This window comes from Marinifilum sp. JC120 (assembly GCA_004923195.1).
GTDB lineage: Bacteria > Desulfobacterota > Desulfovibrionia > Desulfovibrionales > Desulfovibrionaceae > Maridesulfovibrio.
In genome coordinates, this window is sequence record RDSB01000001.1 from 417,240 (window position 1) to 440,055 (window position 22,816).

Consider the following 22,816-nt stretch of genomic DNA (forward strand, 5'->3'; position numbering starts at 1 on the left):
TACCATGATTGCGAAGCCCGTTTTTGAAAATAAAAATAGAATCCCTAGATGGGATAACAAAGGAATCCTGCGTTTCATTCGCTACACCTGTGTGGGAGGTGGAACATTCCTTTTCGATCTGGCCATGCTTTATCTGTTTACGGACAAACTAGACTGGGCCCCTGTATTTGCGGCAGGTCTGGCTTTCTTCATCGCAGTTTCAATAAATTACCTCATTAGTCGAAAGCTCGTATTCAAGGGCACGACCCGTGAATTTAAACAAGGTTACCTCGGCTTCATACTGATTGCCGGAACTGGACTGGTAGTTGTTACCGGAGGGATGTTCGTTATGGTAGACATTCTCAAATGGCAGTACGTCGTCTCACGAATCCTTGTTTCTTTGATCACCGGGATGTGGAATTATCTGTTCAATCTTTACGTCAATTTCAAGGTTGCGGGTAAGCCCCTACCCTAAGCCCCTTGCATTCCGTAACATAGCGGACTATTTTCCCCGTATGAACCTATTCGAGTATCTGGAACTTCAATACCGCAAATGGCGTCTTAAAAGAAAAAGACAGAACGTAGTCATACGCGGAAATTGCAAAATGTGTGGTAGCTGCTGCCGCTCTATCTGCCTTAACGTTGGCAATAAATGGCTGAAAACAAAAAAACATTTGGCAAATGCGATTGATGAAGACGAAGCTTTATCGCGCTTTGAAATCTGCGGTAAAACCGAGGAAGGTTACCTTAAGTTTTCCTGCACCTGCCTGAACGAAAACGGTACATGCGACGATTACGAGAACCGCCCCCGCCTTTGCCGCACCTTTCCAAATCCCTCAATTTTCATGCAATTCGGCGAACTGCCTGCCGGATGCGGCTTTCGCATGTCAACTGAAATAGATTTCGAAAAAGTACTGCATGAAGCAATGGATGACCAAGACGACATCAAATCCGGGCACATCCCCAACGGTAAATGACGTTAAAAAACACATATTCACCCGATTTTACAACATAAAAATCATTGATTTTTATCACATTTCAGCGCTATTTTTAGGTTGCTGCCGCAGCAGCACCATTTATCAACACTTATGGCGTATTGGAGTCATGATGACCAATGAAATCAAAATAGAGTTCGGTCCGGGTAAAAAACTTTCGGCTGTTGGTGATGATTACTGTATAGACGTTGATATGCCCGTTTCCGAGGGAGGAGATGGTTCCGCCCCGGAACCGACGCAGCTCTTCCTCGCTTCACTGGCTACCTGTGCGGCCCATTATGCCCGCATATTCTGTGAATCTAAATCCCTGCCCATGGATGGATTGGGACTTAACATCAGATACAAATTTAATGATGACGGAAACCAGATAACCAAGTTCACCTACGAACTCACTATTCCAGAAGGTTTCCCGGAAAAATACAAAGCCGCCCTGCTTCGCGCGCTGGACCTCTGTCCAATCAAGAAACTGCTCCTGAGCCCCCCGGCTTTCCAACTTGAAATAGTCTAATTTTATCAACAAATTTGGTTCAATTTAAAGCGGTTGAGGTGAAAATCTCTCCGCTTTTTATTTACCAAAACATATTCCCAAGATCGTACAATACTCTCCCTCCTGTACCTGCATATAAAACAGGCAGACAAAACATTATCACAAACAGGAGAATAAAATGACCACTGAAGAATTCCCCACCCTTGCCGCAAACGGAACAATTGAGACAACAACCGGGGCCATCAATTGTTCGGACCTAAACTGGAATCCGCATCCGGCATTTAAAGGTGTATACCTCAAACATCTCATAACCGGGGACAAAACCGCAAACCAGCTCAGCTGTCACATTGTCAGAATTGATCCCGGCTGCACTCTTGAAACACATATTCATGAAAACCAATGGGAATTGCATGAAATTATTAACGGCAAAGGCAGTGCCAGACTTGCGGAGAAAACCACACCCTATCACCCCGGAAAATCTGCAATCATTCCAAAGGGGGAACAGCATAGCGTAAAGGCCGGACCGGAGGGTCTAACTCTACTTGCCAAGTTTTTCCCGGCTTTGATATGAACTTAGGCAAATGACAAAACAAAATGAAAAACTGATCTTCCATGAGTTGGAAAGCATACCTGACGTAACACTTGTGGAAGCAAGCGGAATTGCTAACCGGTTCCCTCGTCACGTCCACACCAGTTTCATATTCAGCCTGATAGACCGTGGCGAGCGCAAGGTCAGTATTAATTCCCAAACATATTCATACCGTGCCGGGGAGATGTGCATACTTCCCCCCGGCACTCCACATAGCTGTGAATCAATTTCAGGAAACAAATTCGGCCCCCATTCCTATCGTTCCCTTTGCGTCAGTGCTTCATATCTGCAAAAACTAGCCGAAGAAATCAGCGGAAAATCATGCATGGAACCACATTTTGATCCTGAAGTAATTTATATCGATTTTGAGCAAAACTCATTCAACGAATTGTTCGCCTTACAAAAAACAAAAGGAACAGTGCTTGAGAAACAAGCCGCCCTGAATACATTTCTCTACCATGCCATAGAACATCTCAGCACCCGAAAATTAATACCGGAAAAAACCGGACCACAACATGAAGCTTTGGACAGAGTAAAAGAATACATCGATAAAAATTTCAAGAATAAAATGACCCTGCATAATCTTGCGGATACCGGGTGCATCAGCCCTTTTCACCTGCAAAAACTTTTTGTAAAAAAGTATGGAATTTCCCCGCAGGAACACATCATCTCCAGCCGGATACTTGAGGCTAAGACCCGGATTCAATCAGGGGAATCACTAACTGAAGCTGCACTTAATTCCGGTTTTTCTGACCAAAGTCATTTTTCTCGCCATTTCAAAAGGGTAATAGGTATATCACCCGGACGTTTTCTCCGGGAGAACAAGTAGCCTGAATTCTACCCGTAAATAGAATTTTCCAATGCAAACTTGCTGAACTTAAAAGCTGCACAAATAGTGAACACTTTTTTCGGCAAATCAGGTTGACTTACCTTGCATGAGGGCTATTCTTTTAAAAAATGAACCTCAAAAGGAGAAAAATAATGCTTAAGATCACAGAAAAAGCAAAAGAAGTTCTTGATCAGCACTTTGATGAAAAAGACAAAGAGCCGATTCGCATATACATCGCTTCCGCATGCAGCGGAACCCGTCTGGCGCTTGGAATTGATTCCGCAAAAGACGGTGATGAAACCATCAATCTGGAAGGCTACGACTTTGTAGTAGACAAAGAGCTTTTTGAACAGGCTAAGCCTATGCAGATTGACCTTTCCCCTATGGGAATTGAAATCTCTTCTTCCCTCGTCTTCGAAGAAGCCGAAGGTGGATGCGGCAGCTGCTGCGGCGGTTGCGGCTAACGAGCCTTAAGGCACCTTCTAGACTCGCTATCAATTCTGACCGGGACCGTATGGTTCCGGTCTTTTTTTACATGCTATTGACGATATGCTAGACCAATCTTCATGCATTCTATCAAAAAATTTCCCTCAATTCTGTCCGCTGCTATCCTCTGTATATCCCTGTGTGCCTGTTCAACTGTAAACTATCAGGCCCAACTCTCTCCATATTCGAATTCCATCAAAACAATTCTCGAAACTTCGGGCAGCAACCGTAGCGAATTGGAAGATTTCATTTCCAAATATGAAGACCAACCCGAAAAACATCAGGCCGCGCAATTTCTGGTTGCCAACCTGCCCCCTTCTGACCGGGCCGGACTTTCAACGGACCAGTTAACCGAGAACCTCGACTATGCATTTCTTGCCCGCAAATCTACTGCATGGGGAAGAAATGTCTCATGGACCGATTTCCTCCATTACGTTTTGCCTCACCGGGTAAGTCAGGAAAAAGCGGTCAGTTGGCGCAAAGATTTTTACAATGAATTACTCCCATTGGTCTCTGAGTGCGCATCCATGGAAGAGGCTGTGCTGGCGGTAAACCGCTGGTGTTTTTCTAAGACTGGATTCAAATCCACCCAACGCTGGGATCAGAATTCGATCATGACCATCAACCGCGGCTGGGGAAGATGCGAAGAAGCGGTTATCCTTGCAGTCAGTGCGTTGCGCAGTGTGGGCATCCCCGCACGGCAGGCCATGGTCCCTGCATGGCAGCATTCCAACGACAACCACACTTGGACTGAAGTTCAGGTAGACGGTAAATGGCATTACATTGAATCCGCCAACCCGGACTACGGACTTGACCATGCATGGTTCAGCGGCTCGGTGCGCAAGGCCCCGCTCGTCATCTCCTACGCATATGGTGATGTGGATTCATCGGATTATCCGATTTTGGGCCGTTCCTTCGGTTGCACACTCATCAACACCACCGCACGTTATGCCCCGGCAAGTGAAGCTGAAATTATGGTTACTGACTCCAAAGGCAAACCTGTCCCAGAAGCAAGAATATTTTTCTCGGTATTGAATTACGCATCCTTTCGCCCTGTTGCCAGCAAGATTACCGATACGGAAGGAAAGGCAAAAATAATTCTCGGCCCCGGATCCGTACTTATTTCAGCTACACAGAAAGGGAACGCTGCATATGCTGGCTCCATCTGGATTCCCGGAGAACAAACTCAGCGAGCTCCAATCATACTTCGATTGCAAGCAGACAATAAACCGGAAGGGACCATTAGCTTTCGTTTTGCCTACAATGACAATCTGAATATCCCTACACCGCCTAAAAATTCAGAAGGAGCCAGAAAAGCTGAATTCGACTCCATCAAAGAAATGCGGCTGAAAAAACTGGCAGGCATGAAAAAAAGCGCGGAGCTATCGTACCCTCAACATGCTGAAACCATTACAAAAGCGGGATTAAACACCCCGCAAGTCCAACAGGCCATCGCCAACTGCCCCGCTCGCTACCGGGATTCATTAATCAAACTGATATCCATAATGGGCCCGGCTGATTTGCTGACCATTGCAACTGATGAATTGATCGAAATTGCACGGTTCTCCGATCTGGCCAGAGAACAGGCTAAATCTGCCGGATTAAATTATACTGACCAAATTTTCACTGAATACGTTCTCAATCCGCGGATAATGTACGAGCAGCAAAGCAGTTGGCGCGAGCTTCTGCACGAGAAGTTCAATCTGCCCAAAACTGGTGGATTGAGGAAACTGCTGAAAAAAATTGAACTCTTTAATACCGAAATATCATCAATTCAGCGCGGACCATTGGGAAATTCACTTACTCCCTGCGAAGTTCTGGATACCCGCAAAGCATCCTCAAAGGCGGAGATCTGCATCTTTAACACCGCACTGCTGCGTAGTGCTGGCATCCCGGCCCGATACCTTGATGAACAGGGCTGGATTGAATTCTACGATGGTAAAAACTGGCAGCCTTTTTATCCCCAACTTCCGGGACAGACAGGCAATAAAAACGCAACGAACCAGAGCAAATCTTTTTATTCCCCATGGCAAAGTGTAAAATTCAAACTCCCCTATTTTGAAAACAAGAAACGAAGCCCGCAGTACTTTAAAGATTTTTCAGTGTCCCAATTTATAGACGGGGAAAGATTTCAAATTATTGAAAAAACTGTTCAAGGTAAAATGGACCAAAAAAACAAAGAATGGGAGATAAGCACTCCTCACGGAGAATATTACCTGATCAGTGTCCAAAGGAACGAAAAGAACGAACCTACTATCTCTGTCCACAAAATCGGCAAATAAGGGTACTAGCAGTAAAAATAACGATATTTCAAAAAAATGGGCACTTAACTTGCAACTCGACAATTAATAAAGTACTCCTTATCTACAATGCACGAATTGCTGGAAAAACAACTGAAAGAAACCATAGGCACCCAGTCCACAGAACTGGCCGATGAGTTGAATCATTTTATAGACCTCGTTGAGAAAACGTATTCCGGTCTTGATGCATCTACCCTCGTCCCAGACTCCCCTGCTGTAAGCATTTTACACTTCATCCCCGATCCTGCATTCATTATCAATAAAGATGGAGTTATCGTCGCCTGGAACCCGGCCCTTGAAAAATTGACCGACATCAGAGCCGAAGATGTCATCGGCAAAAATAATTTCGAACACATCAAGATTCTTCATGGCAAAAGAACTCCGGGACTGATCGACCTTGTAAACGGTTGTGAGGAAATAGGCGAAATTGAATACGAAGCCATCAGCCGTAGGGGCCAAGCTCTTGCCGCTGAGATCTGTATCCAGAATCTCGGTAACCGCAAAAGTACAAATCTGTGGGTTCAATCGGCTCCCATTCAGGATAACAACGGCAACACAATCGGGGCTATTGAATCCCTTCGCGATATTTCAGCAAGAAAACAGACCGAAAATATAAACTTGATCCTTTACAAAATTTCATCAGCTCTGAGTTCAACTGCGGACACTCCCATATTTCTCCAGCAAGTCCACGAAAGCATCAAGCCGTTCATTGAAGCTGAAAACTTCTTTGTAGGTCTTTATAACGAAGAACAGAAAAACTTAAATTTTCCTTACTATGTTGATGAAAAGGACTTCATGTCACCAAATGAAGTTCTGCCGATAGTTGAAGGCAAAAGTTTAAGCGTAGAAGTTATTAAGGCAGGACACCCCCTGTTACTTGATGAAAATGATTTCAGTGACCAAAGAACTAATAAAATAAACCATATCGGTTCACCTGCAAAATCATGGATGGGCATCCCCTTGAAATTCGGGGGAAAGACAATGGGAGTTATGGCTATCCAGTCATACGAACGGAGCGGGGTCTACAACTCTCAGGATATAGACCTGATGGTCGCTATTTCCGAACAGATAGCCGCAGCCCTGATGCGCAGGCAAGCTGAAACAGCCTTATTTGAAAGTGAAAAAAAATTCCGCTCAATATTTGAAAACGCAACTGTTGCCATCTTCCAGATTTCTGCCCGGGGAAAAGTAACTGTCGCCAACCCGGCCATGGCTGCAATCATGGGCTATGACAGTGTTAACGAAATGCTGGCAGAAAACGATCAAGGAACATTATTCCTCTATGACCGCAAGGCACGCCTCAATCTCCTGAAACGTCTACGTGTCGACGGATCGGTAAACGGGATGCTCTTACGCATCATCCACCGCAATGGTAAAGAGAAATGGGCAACCATCAATGCCCGGACATCATACGATAATCAGGGAAACCCCATACTTTATACCGGGACTGCTTTTGACTCCACCCTTGAAATGGTAGCCGAACGCAAAATATTCCAGCACAAATCCCGCTTCATGCAGTTGTTCGAAAGTTCTCCGCAAGCCATTACTCTTACGGATTCCAAAGGAAATGTGGTGGACACAAACCGGGCTTTCACAAAACTTTTCGGTTATACCACCGAAGAAATGGCCCCCTGTTGCGAAAACCTATCCCCATCCAACACAAGTAAAATCAGAGTGAACCTGAAAAAAATCCTTGGTGGAGAGACATACCGTACTGAAGATATGCGCCGCCATAAAAACGGAAGGTTGATTCCGGTTTCAGTCCTTGGCTACCCGTTTATCTACAATGACGAGATTTCAGGAACATTTATAATTTATGACGATATTTCACAGCGCAAGGAGTATGAACGCAGGCTTTCCTACCAATCCCTGCACGACTCCCTGACCGGGCTGCCCAACCGCACGTTCTTCCTTGAGCGGCTGGAAGAAACTCTGGATATGACCCGCAAGAGACCGGAACGATCCTTTGCGGTGCTCATGCTGGATATCGACATGTTTAAGCGCATCAACGACAGTCTCGGACATCAGGCCGGAGACGAACTGCTCGTTGAAGTAGCCAAAAGAATTAAACACTGCCTGCGCTCTGTTGATACAGTCGCAAGAATGGGCGGCGATGAGTTTGCTGTTTTGATTGATGACTTTTCCACACCTCAGCAGGTCATCCAGATAATCCGCAACATTCGTAATGAAATACGCAAACCAGCCAATATATCTTCACGAGAAATAGTGATCAGTTCCAGCATCGGCATTGTTTTTAAGACCTCAAGCTACGACCATCCCGAGCATATCATCCGAGATGCTGACATCAGCATGTACAAGGCCAAGGAACAAGGGGTGAACAAATTCAAGGTCTTTAACAAAACCATGCACGAGAAAGCCCTACAAAGCCTGCTGATTGAGACTGAAATCAGGCAGGGTATCCCGGAGAACGAATTTTTCCCATACTTTCAGCCGGTATACAGTATACAAAACAAAAATTTGGCAGGGTTCGAAGCTCTTGTGCGCTGGAACCATCCCGAACGGGGCTTCCTGACTCCGGACCAGATAATCCCCGTCGCCGAAGAGACCGGACTTATTGTTGAACTTGACCGCATCATTCTCTTTGAAGCATGCAAATACATGTCTTCATGGATCAAAGACTACCCCAATGCCAGCGATCTTTTCCTTACTGCCAACCTCTCGCCCAGTCAGCTTTCCAAGCCGGATCTGGCCGATGCAATTGAGACAATTCTACAGGAAACCGAGATTCCTCCGGATAACCTCAAGCTGGAAATAACCGAATCAGCAATCATGGAACGCAATGCTGCATCATCCTTGAACCTGAAAAAAATAGGTGAGATGGGTATCAGACTTGCGGTGGATGACTTCGGTACTGGATATTCATCTCTAGCCCAGCTGCAACGTTTCCCGGCCTCCACCGTAAAGATCGACCGTTCCTTCGTCAGCTACATGGCCGGAGACCATGAATCTCTTGAAATCGTCCGTGCTGTTAACGCGCTTGGACACAGCCTGAGCATGGATGTTATTGCTGAGGGCGTTGAAACAAGACAGCAACTTGTTCTGCTCAAAGAAATCGGCTGCGATTATGTTCAGGGGTTCTATTTTGATAAACCCCAGACTAAAGATGATGCTGAAAAGCTCGTCAAAATGCGTTCTAAAGGATTCTGTCCTCCCGGACTAACCTCAATCTAGCCTCTCTCCCTATCTCCTTTCCTTTTGTTGTCCTTGCTTGTTCGCGAATACTTTTGCGTGTATGCTTCCTTAAAAAGAACTATCATTCTCAGGAGTAAAGATGAAACACACTATATCTGCACTGGTAAAAAATAAAACCGGGGTTCTGGCAGAATCCTCAGCTGCTTTCCAAGATAATAAAATTAACATTACTTCCATATCCTGTGGTGAAACAGAGAACATGGAAGTCTCGCGCATGGTCATATGTGCAGAGGGAAGCAAAGGCGAAATAGCCAAAGTGACCGAAGAACTTAAGGCCATGGACTTTGTCATCCAACTTGACGACCTTGCCCGCAAGGAATTTGTGGACCGTGAACTGGTTCTGATCAAGATTGAAGTAAACAAAGACACCATGTCCCAGATTATGCAGATTTTCGAAGTATTCCGGGCTGATGTAGTCGGCATGGGCCAAAAAACCATCACAGTGGAACTAAGCGGTGACCAGGAACGGGTTGAAGGACTTATCAAGATACTCCAGCCTTTCGGAATCAAAAGCCTGTGCCGCACAGGTATGATCGCACTAAAACGTGGAGATGAATAACGCTGAACAATCGCGGAATTGATCTTAATCCAAATGGAACACCAAGACCGTAAAAAGGTGCGTACATGACCATAACATCACTAAATGAAATCATTGCAGCAGTTCGCAATCATGAACGGCTTGCACGCGTGGCAATAGCCCCATGCGCTGAAGAATTTGTAATCCGCTCTGCTCTCACCGCGCACAAGGAAGGAATTGCCGAGCCTATTTTTATCGGCAACCGGGAAAGATCCCTCGCTGTGGCGGATGAACACGGGTTGAACATAGACGGATTTGAATTTCACGAAGAAAACGATGATGCCGAAGCCGTGGCAATAGCTGTAGCTCTCTTCAAAGAAAATAAAGCCGACCTGATCATGAAAGGGCTGGTCAGCACCAGTGTTGTACTCAAAGCAATCCTCAACAAGCAGACCGGGGTTCCTACTAAAGGCATTATCAGCCACGTGAGTGTTTTTGAGGCTCCTGCCGGACAAAGGCTTGTGCTACTAACCGACGCCGGGGTTAACATTAAACCCAATTTGCAACGCAAAGCGGATATCCTGCGTAATGCCATTGATGTTGCCCGCAAACTAGGGATGGAAAAACCCAAAGCGGCCATCCTCGCAGCCACCGAAAAAGTAAACTACCCGGCCATGCCAGCCACCCTTGATGCGGATATCCTTGCCAAAATGGCTGCGGAAGATGCCTTTGGTGCAGCATACGTTGCCGGGCCGCTCGCCCTTGATCTTGCTATTTCCACAACAGCCGCAACATGTAAGGGGATAGAGAACCCTGTAGCCGGTTGCGCGGACATTCTGCTCACTCCTGACATTGAAAGCGGAAATATTCTTTACAAGGCGTTGACTACCATCGCAAACAAAACCATGGCCAGTGTCGTGATTGGCAGTGAAGTGCCCATTGTTGTTTCATCGCGAGGAGACTCCGACAGCTCAAAATTCCATTCCATAGCACTAGCCTGTTATTTATCAGGAATGTAATCCAACGAATTGCAACAGGATTTATCGTACTATAGCGATATAGAGCCTGTAACAAGAACTCGGCGAATGCATGAGCTGTTCAGCGTGAGAAAGAACTTAAAATCGGCTATGTTGGTTATTTTTTCCTGACGAACCTATTGCAGGAGTCGGTACTGCTATATTTAAACGGGTTAGACCAAATCAAATCTGCTATCTTTCTCAAAGAGTACAACAAGATCATGGCCGGAGGGCATATGAAAAACATAACAAAAGTCATCATCGCATCTTTGGCAATCATACTCCTTAACCCAGAATATGGATTCTCAGCTCGGCAGCTGACTTTCGCAACAGACCCCTTCCCCCCATACTATTATGAAGAGAACGGAACCGCTAAAGGGGTTCAGGTAGAACTTGCAAAAATAATTTTTGACAAAATGTACACCCGAATCAAGGTGGACTTCGTCCCTTGGAAAAGAGCATTGCTCATGGCAGAAGCCAAAAAAGTGGATGGAATATTCGGACTGCGCAAAACAAAGAACAGGCAACAATGGCTGATCTTTCCGGACGAACCGCTGATGAACATAACTTCAACAATATATAAACGTGTTGATGACCCGTTTGTATACGAGGACGTACCATCCCTTAAAGGAAAAATCATTGGGGTCATCAAAGGATATACATACGGAAATAAATTCGACAACAGTACTTCATTCCGGAAAGAAGAAGTAAAAAACATACGTCAAAATTTTCTGAAACTTCTGGCTGGACGAATTGATCTGGTCGCTGGCTATCGCATTGTAGGAAATCATATTTTAAAAGCCATGAACCTTGAAGACAAGATTGTAGCCTGTCCTGTAGCGATACATGTCACCCCGCTATATATTGGATTCACCCGTAAACCAGGTAATGGCAAAATCAGCCGCAAATTCTCAAACAAACTTAAAGATTTTAAAAAAACAGATAAATGTGATGAACTCATGCGCAAGATTAGATTGCCAATTGAAGTAGATTCCCCGTGTAAATAGTTTTTTTAAATTTCAAATCAGGCATGCCCTGATGAACACAAGACCCAGACCCCGGAACCAATGAGCATAATGCCGAGTACAGAACTCATTGAAATGTGCTCCCTGTAAATAAGTGCACCCAAAGGAATCAGACAAGCCATAACCACTCCGTTAACCATGATAGGCAGAGTATTTACATTGGCACCAGCCTTGTAAGTAAGCAACACACCAATTTCAATCCCGAAAACAGCCAGCCCCAGCAGCAAAACCGGCCAGTTCTTAAAACTGACAATATTAAGGACCTCTATCCTTCCAGTCTGGAAAAACATGCCCGCCAGACTAAAAACCATGGCTATGGCATAAGCAAAAGCAAGTGATCCGAATATGGAACCACCACTGGCAATACTTTTCTGGGCAAGGTGATAAATCACGGAAGAGGCCACTACAACCGCGATTGAACCATAAAGAGCGAGCATTTCAATTTCCCTATAAATAAAGTAACTAAGTTGATAATGAATCAGGTTTCAAACAGCATTCTAAGAAATACAAGAAAGTTATTCCCGACTTCGAAGAAGCATTCTTTTGATGAGATAAGTAACCCTGTTTATTAACCTTTACCACTGAATGTTATTCATTCCCTGTATGAGCAAAACTAATCCTTCCAATCTTGATCTGAACCTGCTGGTGATTCTCGACACCATATTTTCAGAACGCAGCCTGACCCTTGCCGGAAACAAGCTGTTCATGACCCAGTCTGCGGTAAGCCATGCCCTTTCCAAACTGCGTCACCATTTTGATGACCGCTTGTTTATCCGCCGGGGCAATATTATGGAACCAACTCCGCTGTGCAAAACACTGCACCGCAACATATCCCCCTGTCTGAAAGCAATTACTCAATCTCTGCATGACCGGGGAGAATTTGAGCCTTCCTCATCCAAACGTACATTCAACCTTGGACTCAGCGATTATCTCTGCAAACTACTGCTTCCGGGAATACTAAATAGAATTGAAACCCAAGCTCCGGACATCTCCATTCGTGTAATGCAGACAACCTATGAAAAACGTTCTGAAATGCTTAAAAGCGGCAAGCTCGATATATTCCTAGGTTGCCCCAGAGAATACGGAGCCGGAGTGATCAAGGAAAAACTGTTTGATGACAGAGAGGTCTGTGTCGTCCGCAATGATCATCCGATTAAAGGGAAGGTAATGGATGAGGCAGAAATGGCCGATAGTGAATTTGCGGCCCTCTCCCTTTCCGAATCCGGGTTGGGTTTTCTGGAGGACTACCTTTACCGCAAAGGAGTGCAAAGAAAAATTAAAGTTGTACTGCAACAAGAAACAGTAATCCCCTCTTTAGTGGAGAATTCAGACCTTGTCGGCAGTGTGGCCCAACGCTTGGCAGAAATGTATGTTGCGCAAGGTAGACTGCGTATTGTAAGGATGCCGCTGGAAAATACAGGATTTGAGGTGGCGCAACACTGGCATTCATTGAATGACAATGATCCAGCCCAAAAATGGATGCGCTCAACGATAAAGGAAGTAGCAACGTCTTTGCCACCATTGGAGACGGAGTAATCAAAAGAACTTACGACAAGTATACAACTCTGCAAATAAAATGCTATAATCTCCAAATGAAAACAGTTTTTCCGTCCTACACGCTTGCGCAATAATCTTTTTTTATTTTATAAGAATAGTTAACAAAACTGACCATTGAAATTCCCGAAAAAGGAGAAAACATGCCCGTGAAACTAAAACTGACTTTGTCTATAGCTGTGATTTTTCTGATGGCCGTTGCTTCGGTTGTCATGGCTGCATTTTTTCCCGCTACAGATTCAGGAATTTCCCTTTCCCAGATCATTATTATCTGTATTGCCATTGCGGCAACAGTGTTAGCCTTTGTTTCTCTTAATTCAGGGTTTAGCAATCAATTTAAGATTCTGAACAATTATTTTGTCGACTTGAGCAAAGGCAAAAAGAAAACCTCCATCCCTGCCGATCTTGATGATGAAATACATGATATGGCAAAAAAAACTGGGGATGCTATTCATTCGTTAGCCGAAGACTGCCGCAAAGCAAAAGAGGAATCTGATAGCCTGCGCAGCCGTGTAAACATTGCGGAATCAGAAACGGATAAAATCCGCAAGGAACTTAAAGACCAAAAAGAAGCTCTCGAAGCCATCGCAAAATCCGCAGCAAACGCGGGCGGAATTTCAGGAAAACTTTTCGCAGGAATCGAAGAGCTCAGTGCACAGGTCAATCAGGTCAGTTCTGGCATGGACTTACAAAGAGACCGCGTGACCGAGACCGCAACCGCTATGGAAGAAATGAACAGCACAGTTCTGGAAGTTGCCCAGAATGCAAGCCTTGCTGCCAACAGTTCCGGTCAGTCCAAAGAAAACGCAGTACACGGAGCACAGGGTGTCACTGAAGCCATTAAGTCCTTTGAGCAAATCAAGGAAACAATTCTGAACCTCAAAGAGACCATGGGCACCCTTGGCGAACAGGCTGACAGCATCGGCCAGATTATGACCGTTATTACCGACATTGCCGACCAGACCAACTTGCTTGCCCTTAACGCAGCCATTGAAGCTGCACGCGCCGGTGAAGCTGGACGAGGCTTTGCAGTTGTTGCTGACGAAGTTCGCAAGCTGGCAGAAAAAACAATGGATGCCACTAAAGGGGTTGGTGAAGCAGTTTCCAAGATTCAAGATAATGCCCGCGAAAATATCGCCGCTGTTGAATCAGCAGCCGAAGATATTGTTAATTCCACCGAGTCCGCAGCAAAATCGGGTGAATTAATGGAAGCCATTGTGGGCATCGTTGATGAAACCAACACCCAGGTTGAATCCATTGCCACAGCTTCCGAAGAACAGTCCGCCGCATCTGAAGAAATCAACATGGCCATAAGTGACGTAGCAAGAGTTTCATCGGAAACGTCGGAAGGAATGTCTGCCTCTGCCCACGCACTCACAGAAATAGCAGGTATCATTGAGGAACTGGATTCAATTGTACAAGGAATTTCATCCGGTAGAGTTGTGGATACAAGCACCGGAAAAATAGTTGAATGGTCTGATGACCTCTCAGTTAATGTTCGCACCATTGATGAACATCATATGAAACTTCTTGATCTCATCAACGAATTATACGGTGCGATGAGACAGCGCAAGGCTGATACGGTTATCGGCGAAGTTGCCGAAAGATTGCTTGAATACACCACCTACCACTTTGGCTACGAAGAGAAAATCTTTGACAAACACGGCTACCCTGAAACCGAACCTCACAAGAAACTTCATAGAACATTCATTGAAAAGATTGCAGAATTTAAAGATGATGTTGATGCTGGCAAAGTTACCGCGTCCACAGACATCATCCGCTTTCTCAAGGACTGGCTCATCAAACATATCATGGTGGTGGATGCCAAATACACCGACTTCATGCATAAGCACGGATATCATTAAAAAACAGCCACATATGACAGAAAGAAAGGCCCTGAAGTTAAACTTCAGGGCCTTTCATATTTTTAAATCTAGCGGGACGCTATGCCTTACTCAAGAAAGCCTTAATCCCTGCACCAAGACGCTTGATACCTTCTTCAATATGCTCTTCATCAGAATTGGAGAAATTAAGACGGAAGGTGTTTTCACCACTACCATCCACATAAAAGGGACGCCCGGGAACAAAAGCCACCTTGTTCTTGATGGCTTCATCAAACAGATCCATGGAAGACATCTCTTCCGGCAAGGTTACCCAAAGAAACATCCCACCTTCAGGACGAGTGACTTTAGCCTCAGCAGGAAAATACTTCTCAATCGCCTGAACCATTGCTTTGCGCTGGTTTCCGTAGCAGCCACGAATAGTTTCAATATGATCGTCGAGACTATTGGAAGTGACATACTGATGCATAACACGCTGAGCGAAAGTACTGGTATGCAAATCAGAAGCCTGCTTGGCGATAATCAGCTTATCGCGCATTTCGCCAGGACAGACCATCCAGCCAAGGCGAAACCCCGGAGCAGCAACCTTAGAGAATGAACCGAGCAAAATTCCGTTATCTTCAAGGTAACCGCGTACAACAGGCTTTTGAAAATCACCCATAAAACGAAGCTCACCGTAAGGATCATCCTCTACAAACAAGATATCCCGGCCTTTAAGGATTTCTGCAACGCCCTGACGTTTTTCAGCACTATAGGTCAGGCCGGACGGATTTTGAAAATTGGTAACAGCATAAAACATCTTGGCTTCATTTTCATCGAGCACTCGCTCAAGCTCACCAAGATCAGGACCGTCCTGCTCAAGCCCAACGGTAAGAAAGTTCGACTGAAAAACGGAAAAAGACTGAATAGCACCAAGATATCCGGGACGTTCAATAACAACATTATCACCGGCATTGAGGAAGACCTTGCCCAGTAAATCAAGACATTGCTGTGAACCGGAGGTGATTAAAATCTCATCAGCATCAACCTCAATTCCTTTCTTTTCCCGGTAACGATCAGCAATGTACTGACGCAGAGGCAGGTAGCCTTCAGTAGTGGAATATTGCATGGACTGAGGTCCGCTTTCGCGCATGACCTTGACTGCGGCAGTTTCTAGGTCAGCCACGGGAAACAGCTCGGGATTTGGTAAGCCGCCAGCAAATGAGATAATGGATGCATCTTCAGTTACTTTCAGGATTTCACGAATAAAAGACCTGTGCACGGTGGACATGCGGTCAGCAAATTTAACAGGCATATAAGCCTCCTTATGAATATAAAAATGCCGAAAAAAAGACATACAGGAGTACGCCACTGCACTAAGAGCAGTAGAATTTCGGCAGTTCGTTGCTTATTTGTGGATAAAAAGAAATGCGAACGCTGGAATGGAAGAAAGCATACTGATTTTCGTTTAGAACACAAGTGTCAGAATGCTTTTTTTAACACAATACAGAAAAATTAAAATGCTAAGAAATATTTCTCAAAATTAAGGCCTCAAGATCTTCGAACAACAAAGGCTTCGCAAGATAATCATCGGCCCCGGAATTAATAAACACATCAGCATCTCCAGCCATAGCATAGGCAGAAATAGCTATAATGGGAATGTTGCGCAACTCTTCGCCCAGCACACCTGAACGAACTTTCCTGATAACCTCAACCCCATCCATTACGGGCATCTGAATATCCATAAGCGCAAGATCAAAAATGCCTTCACCAAGTCTTTCGAGAGCATGCCTTCCATTATCAACAAAATGGACTTCATGACCCATTTTTTCAAGTAGTTTCTGGATGGCAAACCTGCTTATCAAATCATCATCAGCAATTAGTATGCGCAATACACCATCTATGGTTTTCTGTTCATCAACAGCAGAAACCTTTGAGTCCACATTTCCATCCACAAGCGGCATTGTAAACGCAAAGACAGCCCCCTCCCCCAAATCACTAAAAACAGCTATCTCACCGCCCATAACTTTAAGAATCCTTTTACATATAGACAACCCCAGCCCAGCGCCCTGAAAACGCCTTTTGTAACTCCCGTCAGCCTGAATGAAAGGTTCAAAAAGCTTTTCCTGAATATCATTAGAAATTCCGATTCCTGTATCACTAACCTCAAACAAAAGCCTCTGTGAGCTGCCGCTGACCAATGAAACTTCTACATCAACCCTCCCGCTCTCGGTAAATTTCAAAGCGTTACCTACAAGATTTACAAGAACCTGCTGCAATCTAGACGCATCACCCTTTACAAAAAACGGAACCTGAGGGTTAATACTAAAATTCAACCCCAAACCTTTGTTCCGTGCCTCCTGTAAAAATAGCTGGCTAACTGAATCCAAAACTTCAACAATTTCAAATGGTGCACTCCGCAACTCAAGCTGCCCAGCTTCAACCATTGTAAGGTCAAGGATGTCCGTGAGTAGAGTGCTCAATCTTCTGCTGGATTTAAGAGCATAGTCGACATATTCTAATTGCTCCTCATCAAGTTCGGTCGTCTCCAAAAGTTGAAGCATCCCCATAACTCCATTAATGGGCGTACGTATTTCATGACTCATATTAGCAAGAAATTCGGATTTTGCTTTATTTGCTGCCTCTGCCTGCTCTTTACTTTTCACTAAAACATCATTCATAATTTTATTTACAACAACGTCAACCACAGTAGTAACGAATTGACTAATCACTTTCGTATCGTTTTTGCTAAACCCATGTTCTTTTTTATAAATACCAAGCAAAGCAAAAACAACACCTTGATACATAACTGGAGTAACAACAAGATCTTTCACCGCACCAGACAACAAAGGCTCTTGTTTATCGGAACATTTTGTGAATGACTCATTGTAAATTGAACAACATTTAGAAAAGCACTCATCGCACAAAGAATTAACTATACCGAAATCAACTACATTAGCATCATATGTATTTATAAAATGACGATTTAAAAGAACTTGTTCTTTTACATCAAGAACAAACTCTTCAGACTCAGCAAAACGAAAAAATGTATAATCACTACAAGTATACCTTTTAACTTCATCAAGTATGAGTGCCACAATCTCTTGTACGCTATGTTTAATGGAATACTCACGTAACATAAGCCGAGATTGAAGCAAACTCTCCATAAGTTTACGTTCAGTTGTATCTTGGCCGACTGCCTGAAAACGGACCGCTTGGCCATGCTCATCAAAAAAAGCCCTATTAGTCCATTCATGCCAGCAAATCTCACCGTCTCTAATCACTTCATGAACATGAGTATGTATTGGATTCTCAGGAAGAAGATTTAGATACCTGTCCTTGACTGCATCCACAGCAGCAGCCGGAAGAAATTCAAGAAATCTTTTCCCTAAAAGTTCTTCCTCTGTTTTCCCGAAGTACTCACAATATGCCCTATTCACATATGTAAGGGTGCTATCCGGTAAAAACTCGCATATCATAGCTGGCAGGAGCTCGCCAAGCTCCTGATGCTTTGTCATATCAGGCATATGGTCCTTCCCTTGGAAACAATGCTATCCGCCGCCAAAAAACAGTATAGAGTATCATACCACAACAGACGACTAAATACATATGAAATAAACTAGGGGGACAGACTCCGAGTCTGCCCCCCTGCGGTTAGATGATAAGGAGATGGGAACTAATTATTCATCTGTGTTTCAATCCATTCTCTTACTTCGGTGTTAACGGGATAATTTCCCTTCAGCCCACCGACCGACTTTCTGAACCTTTCAGCAATGTCCTTAGGAAGTTCAATGCTCATCAGCTCACGAGCCTCTTCCGAGTTTCTGCGGACAAACAGCACCCTCGGCTTTTCGTCCCACAGATAAACGGTGAAATAGTTAGTATAGTCATTCTTGGAAGTTACCGGTGCAAACTTTGAATTCCAAGGATGGTTTCCCCACTCGAGGTATAGGGTTACAGCATCTTCAGGGGTCATTTCCCAATCAATATCCCAATTCTTGTAATCTCTAAGGCTTCCCATAACTCTCTCCTTACGTCTAAAATATCTAAATTAGTTGTTTTCCCATCAACCTTGATTAAATAATAACAATTCTTATTACTGAGTCAAGCAATAAATGTCTTTAAATTACGATTTCTGTGCTGTATTAATGGACATCAAGGAAATTAAGAACAAACAAATTCAATCATATCAAAGACTAATTAATCATGGCCAACCAAGCATACCCTGTCCCCGCAAAAACAGTCCGTACTGAAGAAATAATAAAGAAAAGCCGTTTCATATGTGACATACGTCAAGTTCAAGACCGTAATCAGGCAAAACAATTCATTGCTGATATCAAAAAAGAATTCCCGGATGCACGCCACCATTGCTCGGCTTTTGTAGCCGGGCCACCCCAGACCGGTGATATGGGCATGAGTGATGACGGCGAACCGCAAGGAACGGCAGGCAAGCCCATGCTGCAAGTGCTACAAGGAAGCGGAATCGGTGATATTGCAGTGGTAGTGACCAGATATTTCGGCGGGATAAAACTGGGAACCGGGGGCCTTGTGCGGGCTTATTCCGGCGCAGTGCAGCAAGGGCTGGAAGCACTTGATGTCGTTATGAAAGTGCCCATGCGTATACTAAGTCTTGAAATTTCATATGCGCAGGAAGGCATGCTACGGCGCATGCTTGATGAGTACCGGGCTGAGATTGAAGAGCAATCTTTTGGGGCCAGCCTGATGTTTACGTTAATCATGCCCTCAGATCAGGTGGATGCTTTTTGCGAACGAATTGTAGAAGACACCAACGGAACAGCCGAGCTATTAGTGGAAGAGAAAGATATTTGGAGGTAAATTAAAACCCCTCACTTCATATGAAGTGAGGGGTTTTAATTTACTTTAAGGCTTTACAGTCAGAGTATATTTTTTGTCCCAGTCGATGTATTTATTAATCAACTGGCGAACCTGAGCAGCGTCTGTTTTTGAAGCCTGCTCGATTATCTTCTGGTCAAGATCCGGCTCAAATCCCTTTACTATAAGGCTGGCCGCTTCCCGGCTGCGGGAGAGCAGGCTCTGGTGATCCTGATAGTATTCACCGCGCAGGATATTGCGGGCGCGCAGGATTTCATCTTCAGGAAGATCCTGCTCTTTGAGCATCTTAACGGTCTTCTCAAATCCGGTCATAGCCTGTTCAAGCTGTTCCGGCTTAGTACCGATGTAAAAGGCCATGAACCCGGTCTTGGGAGCCTGCCAGAGGAAAGCGGTTACAGTGTAACCAAGCCCTTGCTTATCGCGCAGGTCACGGAAAAGAAGCCCACTCTGCCCTGCAAGAGAGGCGCGAAGCAGGGAAAGCCCAGCTGTTGCCTCTTCATCTTCCATACCCGGAACCGGGAATACCACCATCAGGTGAGCCTGATTACGGTCCGGCAGGGTCATGGTCAGATCCTTCTCCGATCCCCAATTAGGTGCAGGTACAGATACAGCGGTATCCTTAACAACCAGCTTACCGTCCAACTCTTTTGCGAAAGCAGCGAGAGCCTCGCGATCATAATCACCACAAATGGAAATTACGAAAGGACGGGAGGATTGTTTCTTCCAATAAGCAAAGATATCCTCGCGGGTAAATTTATCCACATTTTCAGGCTGCCCAAGGTGGAAATAGGAATAGCTTCCATCTTTATATAGAAAGGGGAAAATATTCCTGAAAGCAAGCCCCAAAGGACGGTCTTCCTTACGCTTGATAGCTGAAACCTGATCCTGTTTTGCCCGGTCCAATTCCTCCGTAGCAAAGCGGGGACTGGTAATAACTTCGTTTATGAGCGGAAGCATATCCGCAGTGAACCGAGACGGGAATTTTGCGTTGATAGCAAAAACTTCACGCCCGGCAGTAGCGCCGAGAGACGCAGCCCGATCAGAAACAAAATCTTCCAATTCAGTAGCATTCAAGCTTTCAGTTCCACGAGTCAGACTCTGAGAAACCATTGCCGCAAGGCCCTGCTCTTCAGGAGTAAGGTCTGCATCACCGCCTACCCAGTACATGGACAGGGCTGTATACGGCAGGGTTGCATCGGGAATAAAAACAAGCTTGCTGCCGTTTGAAAGTTCGATGGTTGCTGCTTCACCCGGTCCGGCTGCGTCTGCCTGAGCAGCATCTTTGGCCTTTGCGGGCCAGTTATCAGCCACGGCCTTTTCAAAATCCTGCGCATCAACTTCAACACCCTCGGGCATGAGCATGCAGACGGCCAGCTTTTCGGGATCGAAATATTCATCGTAAAGCTGCTGCAATTGATCCCTAGTAACGTTGCGCAGATCGTAGAGATAATTTTCCTCAGCCTGCTGTCCATCTTCAAAGAACTGAAAATAGCCCAATTTGGAAGCCAGCCCGGAAAGGGTTTCCTTGGTCAGGAAAAGGGAGTCTTCAAGGTTGATAACCACCCTGTCCATTTCACGGTCAGTAAAATCTTTAAAATCAACTGAGGAAAGCTCAATCATAAGCTCCTTCCAGAACTCATCAACTTTATCCGCATCAAGAGTAGCGAACACGTAAAGCATCCCGGCCCGTTCAAGGGTCAGGGATGAAACGGAGATGCTGTCCACCATACGTTTTTCATACTTGAACTTGCGGTACAGACGGGAAGTTTCACCGCCGCCAAGAAGCTCACACATGGTTTCAAGTCCGGCAATCTTAGCAGAATCAAGACCGGGAATGGGGAAAGCCGCGCCGATGTAAACCTTATTCCATTTACCGGGAACCACCTTGACTGTGGTCTTTCCGGTTGCGGGAACAGGAAAAGCAGTGGGCGGAACAACCGGAGTCACTGATTTGCGACTGCCACAAAGTTTTTCAGCTTCCTTGACCACTGCTTCGGGATCAATCTTACCGACGACGGTCAGCAACATGGACTGCGGCTGATAGAGACGGTCAATATAGGCGTGAATATCTTCGGATGAAATTCCTTTTACCGAGTCACGGTAGCCGATGATGGGCCATTGGTAACTGGTATCTTTCCAGACGATGGATTGCAGGGTCTTGAAAATCCTGCTGCCGGGGTTGTCTTCGCCCCGCTCCAGCTCGGACAGAACAACTTCACGCTCGGATTTGAGTTCTTCGGGATCAATCTTGGCGTTGAAGGTCATATCAGTGACAATGTCCATGCCCAGCTTCCATTCATTCTCAGGGACTTCCACATAATATACTGTGTAGTCAAAGCTGGTGGCGGCATTCATATCGCCGCCCACGGACTCGATTTCACGTGCGGTCTGACCGGGAGCGCGGGTATCGGTCCCTTTAAAGACCATATGCTCCAGCAAATGGCTGATACCGGCCTGCTCCGGTTCCTCATAAGAAGATCCGGCATGAACGAAAAGACGCACATTGACCAAAGGAAAACGATCATCTTCCTTAACCAGAACGGACATGCCGTTCTTGAGTTTGATCACATGCGGACCTTCACCTGAAGCAAGGGCTTTCTTAATCTCATCGCTCAGTTCAGCAGTTGCAACCTTTTCAGCAACAGAATCAGCTGTGGACTGAACAGCTGGAGCAGCACCGGACTCATTCTCAATAAATCCGGCAGTTACGTCTTCTTTTTTATTGGCATCTATCTTTTCAACTTTGCATCCGGTACTCATCAGCAGCACCCCGCAAAGAAGCATAAAAATACATATTTTTTCAAAATCAAATCCTTTAACGGCCTCAGCAGCCTTCGCATTTTTTTGAGGGACCATGTCTTTTAAACTCCGGTATGTCAATCAGGTTTGAAGTACAAATTATCATATAAATAGAGGGCGACTAACAATATCCCATAAACACTGAAAAAGAAATTAAACACAGGTTGCGACAAGGTCAACGGAAGGAAGACAAAAGATGTCAAAAATCATTTCATACAAACACAATTACGAAAAACGTAAAAAAGTCATCTGCATCCATGATTACAAGATGTTATCTACAACTATGAATGTTTAAGTTGATTGACAAAACAACAGGGGAGGGACATTATCTGCGGCGCGGAAAATACCGGTTG

Annotated in this window: 19 protein-coding genes; 14 read left to right on the top strand and 5 right to left on the bottom strand. The window is 45.0% G+C overall.

Annotated features, from left to right (window positions below; all coding sequences use genetic code 11):
• Positions 1 to 4 precede the first annotated feature (4 nt).
• From D0S45_01990 to D0S45_02040, 11 genes are all read left to right on the top strand, one after another.
• Positions 5 to 454, top strand: coding sequence for a GtrA family protein (locus D0S45_01990; protein ID TIH20135.1), 450 nt, complete (start codon positions 5 to 7; stop codon positions 452 to 454).
• A gap of 40 nt (positions 455 to 494) precedes the next feature.
• Positions 495 to 956, top strand: coding sequence for a YkgJ family cysteine cluster protein (locus D0S45_01995; GenBank protein TIH20136.1), 462 nt, complete (start codon positions 495 to 497; stop codon positions 954 to 956).
• A 130-nt stretch (positions 957 to 1,086) separates the two neighbouring features.
• Positions 1,087 to 1,482, top strand: a complete 396-nt coding sequence (locus tag D0S45_02000) for an osmotically inducible protein OsmC (protein ID TIH20137.1) — start codon at positions 1,087 to 1,089, stop codon at positions 1,480 to 1,482.
• Positions 1,483 to 1,639: 157 nt separating this feature from the next.
• The gene (locus D0S45_02005) at positions 1,640 to 2,032 is read left to right on the top strand and encodes a cupin domain-containing protein (GenBank protein TIH20138.1); all 393 of its coding nucleotides are present in this window, start codon (positions 1,640 to 1,642) and stop codon (positions 2,030 to 2,032) included.
• A gap of 10 nt (positions 2,033 to 2,042) precedes the next feature.
• Positions 2,043 to 2,879 (top strand): AraC family transcriptional regulator, encoded by an 837-nt coding sequence (locus D0S45_02010; protein TIH20139.1) that lies wholly within the window; start codon positions 2,043 to 2,045, stop codon positions 2,877 to 2,879.
• Positions 2,880 to 3,031: 152 nt separating this feature from the next.
• A complete protein-coding gene (locus D0S45_02015) occupies positions 3,032 to 3,343 on the top strand; it encodes a heme biosynthesis protein HemY (GenBank protein TIH20140.1) in 312 nt (103 codons plus the stop codon).
• 102 nt (positions 3,344 to 3,445) lie between these two features.
• Positions 3,446 to 5,647, top strand: a complete 2,202-nt coding sequence (locus D0S45_02020; GenBank protein TIH20141.1) for a transglutaminase domain-containing protein — start codon at positions 3,446 to 3,448, stop codon at positions 5,645 to 5,647.
• An 87-nt stretch (positions 5,648 to 5,734) separates the two neighbouring features.
• Positions 5,735 to 8,857 carry an EAL domain-containing protein gene (locus D0S45_02025; GenBank protein TIH20142.1) on the top strand — a complete coding sequence of 1,041 codons (3,123 nt, stop codon included), beginning with the start codon at positions 5,735 to 5,737 and terminating at the stop codon, positions 8,855 to 8,857.
• Between the two features lie 100 nt (positions 8,858 to 8,957).
• Entirely contained in the window at positions 8,958 to 9,437 is a 480-nt protein-coding gene (gene ilvN / locus D0S45_02030; GenBank protein TIH20143.1) for an acetolactate synthase small subunit, read from the top strand.
• A gap of 65 nt (positions 9,438 to 9,502) precedes the next feature.
• Positions 9,503 to 10,414: a bifunctional enoyl-CoA hydratase/phosphate acetyltransferase gene (locus tag D0S45_02035; protein TIH20144.1), complete on the top strand. Its 912-nt coding sequence runs from the start codon at positions 9,503 to 9,505 to the stop codon at positions 10,412 to 10,414.
• A gap of 233 nt (positions 10,415 to 10,647) precedes the next feature.
• Positions 10,648 to 11,418, top strand: coding sequence for an ABC transporter substrate-binding protein (locus tag D0S45_02040; protein TIH20145.1), 771 nt, complete (start codon positions 10,648 to 10,650; stop codon positions 11,416 to 11,418).
• 17 nt (positions 11,419 to 11,435) lie between these two features.
• On the opposite strand, the gene D0S45_02045 is transcribed toward D0S45_02040, so the two are convergent.
• Positions 11,436 to 11,873 carry a hypothetical protein gene (locus tag D0S45_02045; protein TIH20146.1) on the bottom strand — a complete coding sequence of 146 codons (438 nt, stop codon included), beginning with the start codon at positions 11,871 to 11,873 and terminating at the stop codon, positions 11,436 to 11,438.
• 166 nt (positions 11,874 to 12,039) lie between these two features.
• Here D0S45_02045 and D0S45_02050 point away from each other — a divergent pair, with 166 nt between their 5' ends.
• Together D0S45_02050 and D0S45_02055 are read left to right on the top strand one after the other, a co-directional pair.
• Complete coding sequence (locus D0S45_02050; GenBank protein ID TIH20276.1) at positions 12,040 to 12,972, top strand: LysR family transcriptional regulator; 933 nt, start codon at positions 12,040 to 12,042, stop codon at positions 12,970 to 12,972.
• Positions 12,973 to 13,133: 161 nt separating this feature from the next.
• Positions 13,134 to 14,855, top strand: coding sequence for a chemotaxis protein (locus tag D0S45_02055; protein TIH20147.1), 1,722 nt, complete (start codon positions 13,134 to 13,136; stop codon positions 14,853 to 14,855).
• Between the two features lie 79 nt (positions 14,856 to 14,934).
• Here D0S45_02055 and D0S45_02060 read toward each other — a convergent pair whose 3' ends face one another.
• From D0S45_02060 to D0S45_02070, 3 genes are all read right to left on the bottom strand, one after another.
• Positions 14,935 to 16,125 carry a PLP-dependent aminotransferase family protein gene (locus tag D0S45_02060; GenBank protein ID TIH20148.1) on the bottom strand — a complete coding sequence of 397 codons (1,191 nt, stop codon included), beginning with the start codon at positions 16,123 to 16,125 and terminating at the stop codon, positions 14,935 to 14,937.
• Between the two features lie 208 nt (positions 16,126 to 16,333).
• Complete coding sequence (locus D0S45_02065; GenBank protein TIH20149.1) at positions 16,334 to 18,337, bottom strand: response regulator; 2,004 nt, start codon at positions 18,335 to 18,337, stop codon at positions 16,334 to 16,336.
• 149 nt (positions 18,338 to 18,486) lie between these two features.
• Positions 18,487 to 18,831, bottom strand: coding sequence for a hypothetical protein (locus D0S45_02070; protein TIH20150.1), 345 nt, complete (start codon positions 18,829 to 18,831; stop codon positions 18,487 to 18,489).
• Between the two features lie 185 nt (positions 18,832 to 19,016).
• On the opposite strand from D0S45_02070, the gene D0S45_02075 reads away from it, so the two are divergent.
• The gene (locus tag D0S45_02075) at positions 19,017 to 19,646 is read left to right on the top strand and encodes a YigZ family protein (GenBank protein TIH20151.1); all 630 of its coding nucleotides are present in this window, start codon (positions 19,017 to 19,019) and stop codon (positions 19,644 to 19,646) included.
• Between the two features lie 45 nt (positions 19,647 to 19,691).
• Here D0S45_02075 and D0S45_02080 read toward each other — a convergent pair whose 3' ends face one another.
• On the bottom strand, positions 19,692 to 22,520 hold the full coding sequence (locus tag D0S45_02080; GenBank protein TIH20152.1) for an insulinase family protein: 2,829 nt from the start codon (positions 22,518 to 22,520) through the stop codon (positions 19,692 to 19,694).
• Positions 22,521 to 22,816: the final 296 nt, after the last annotated feature.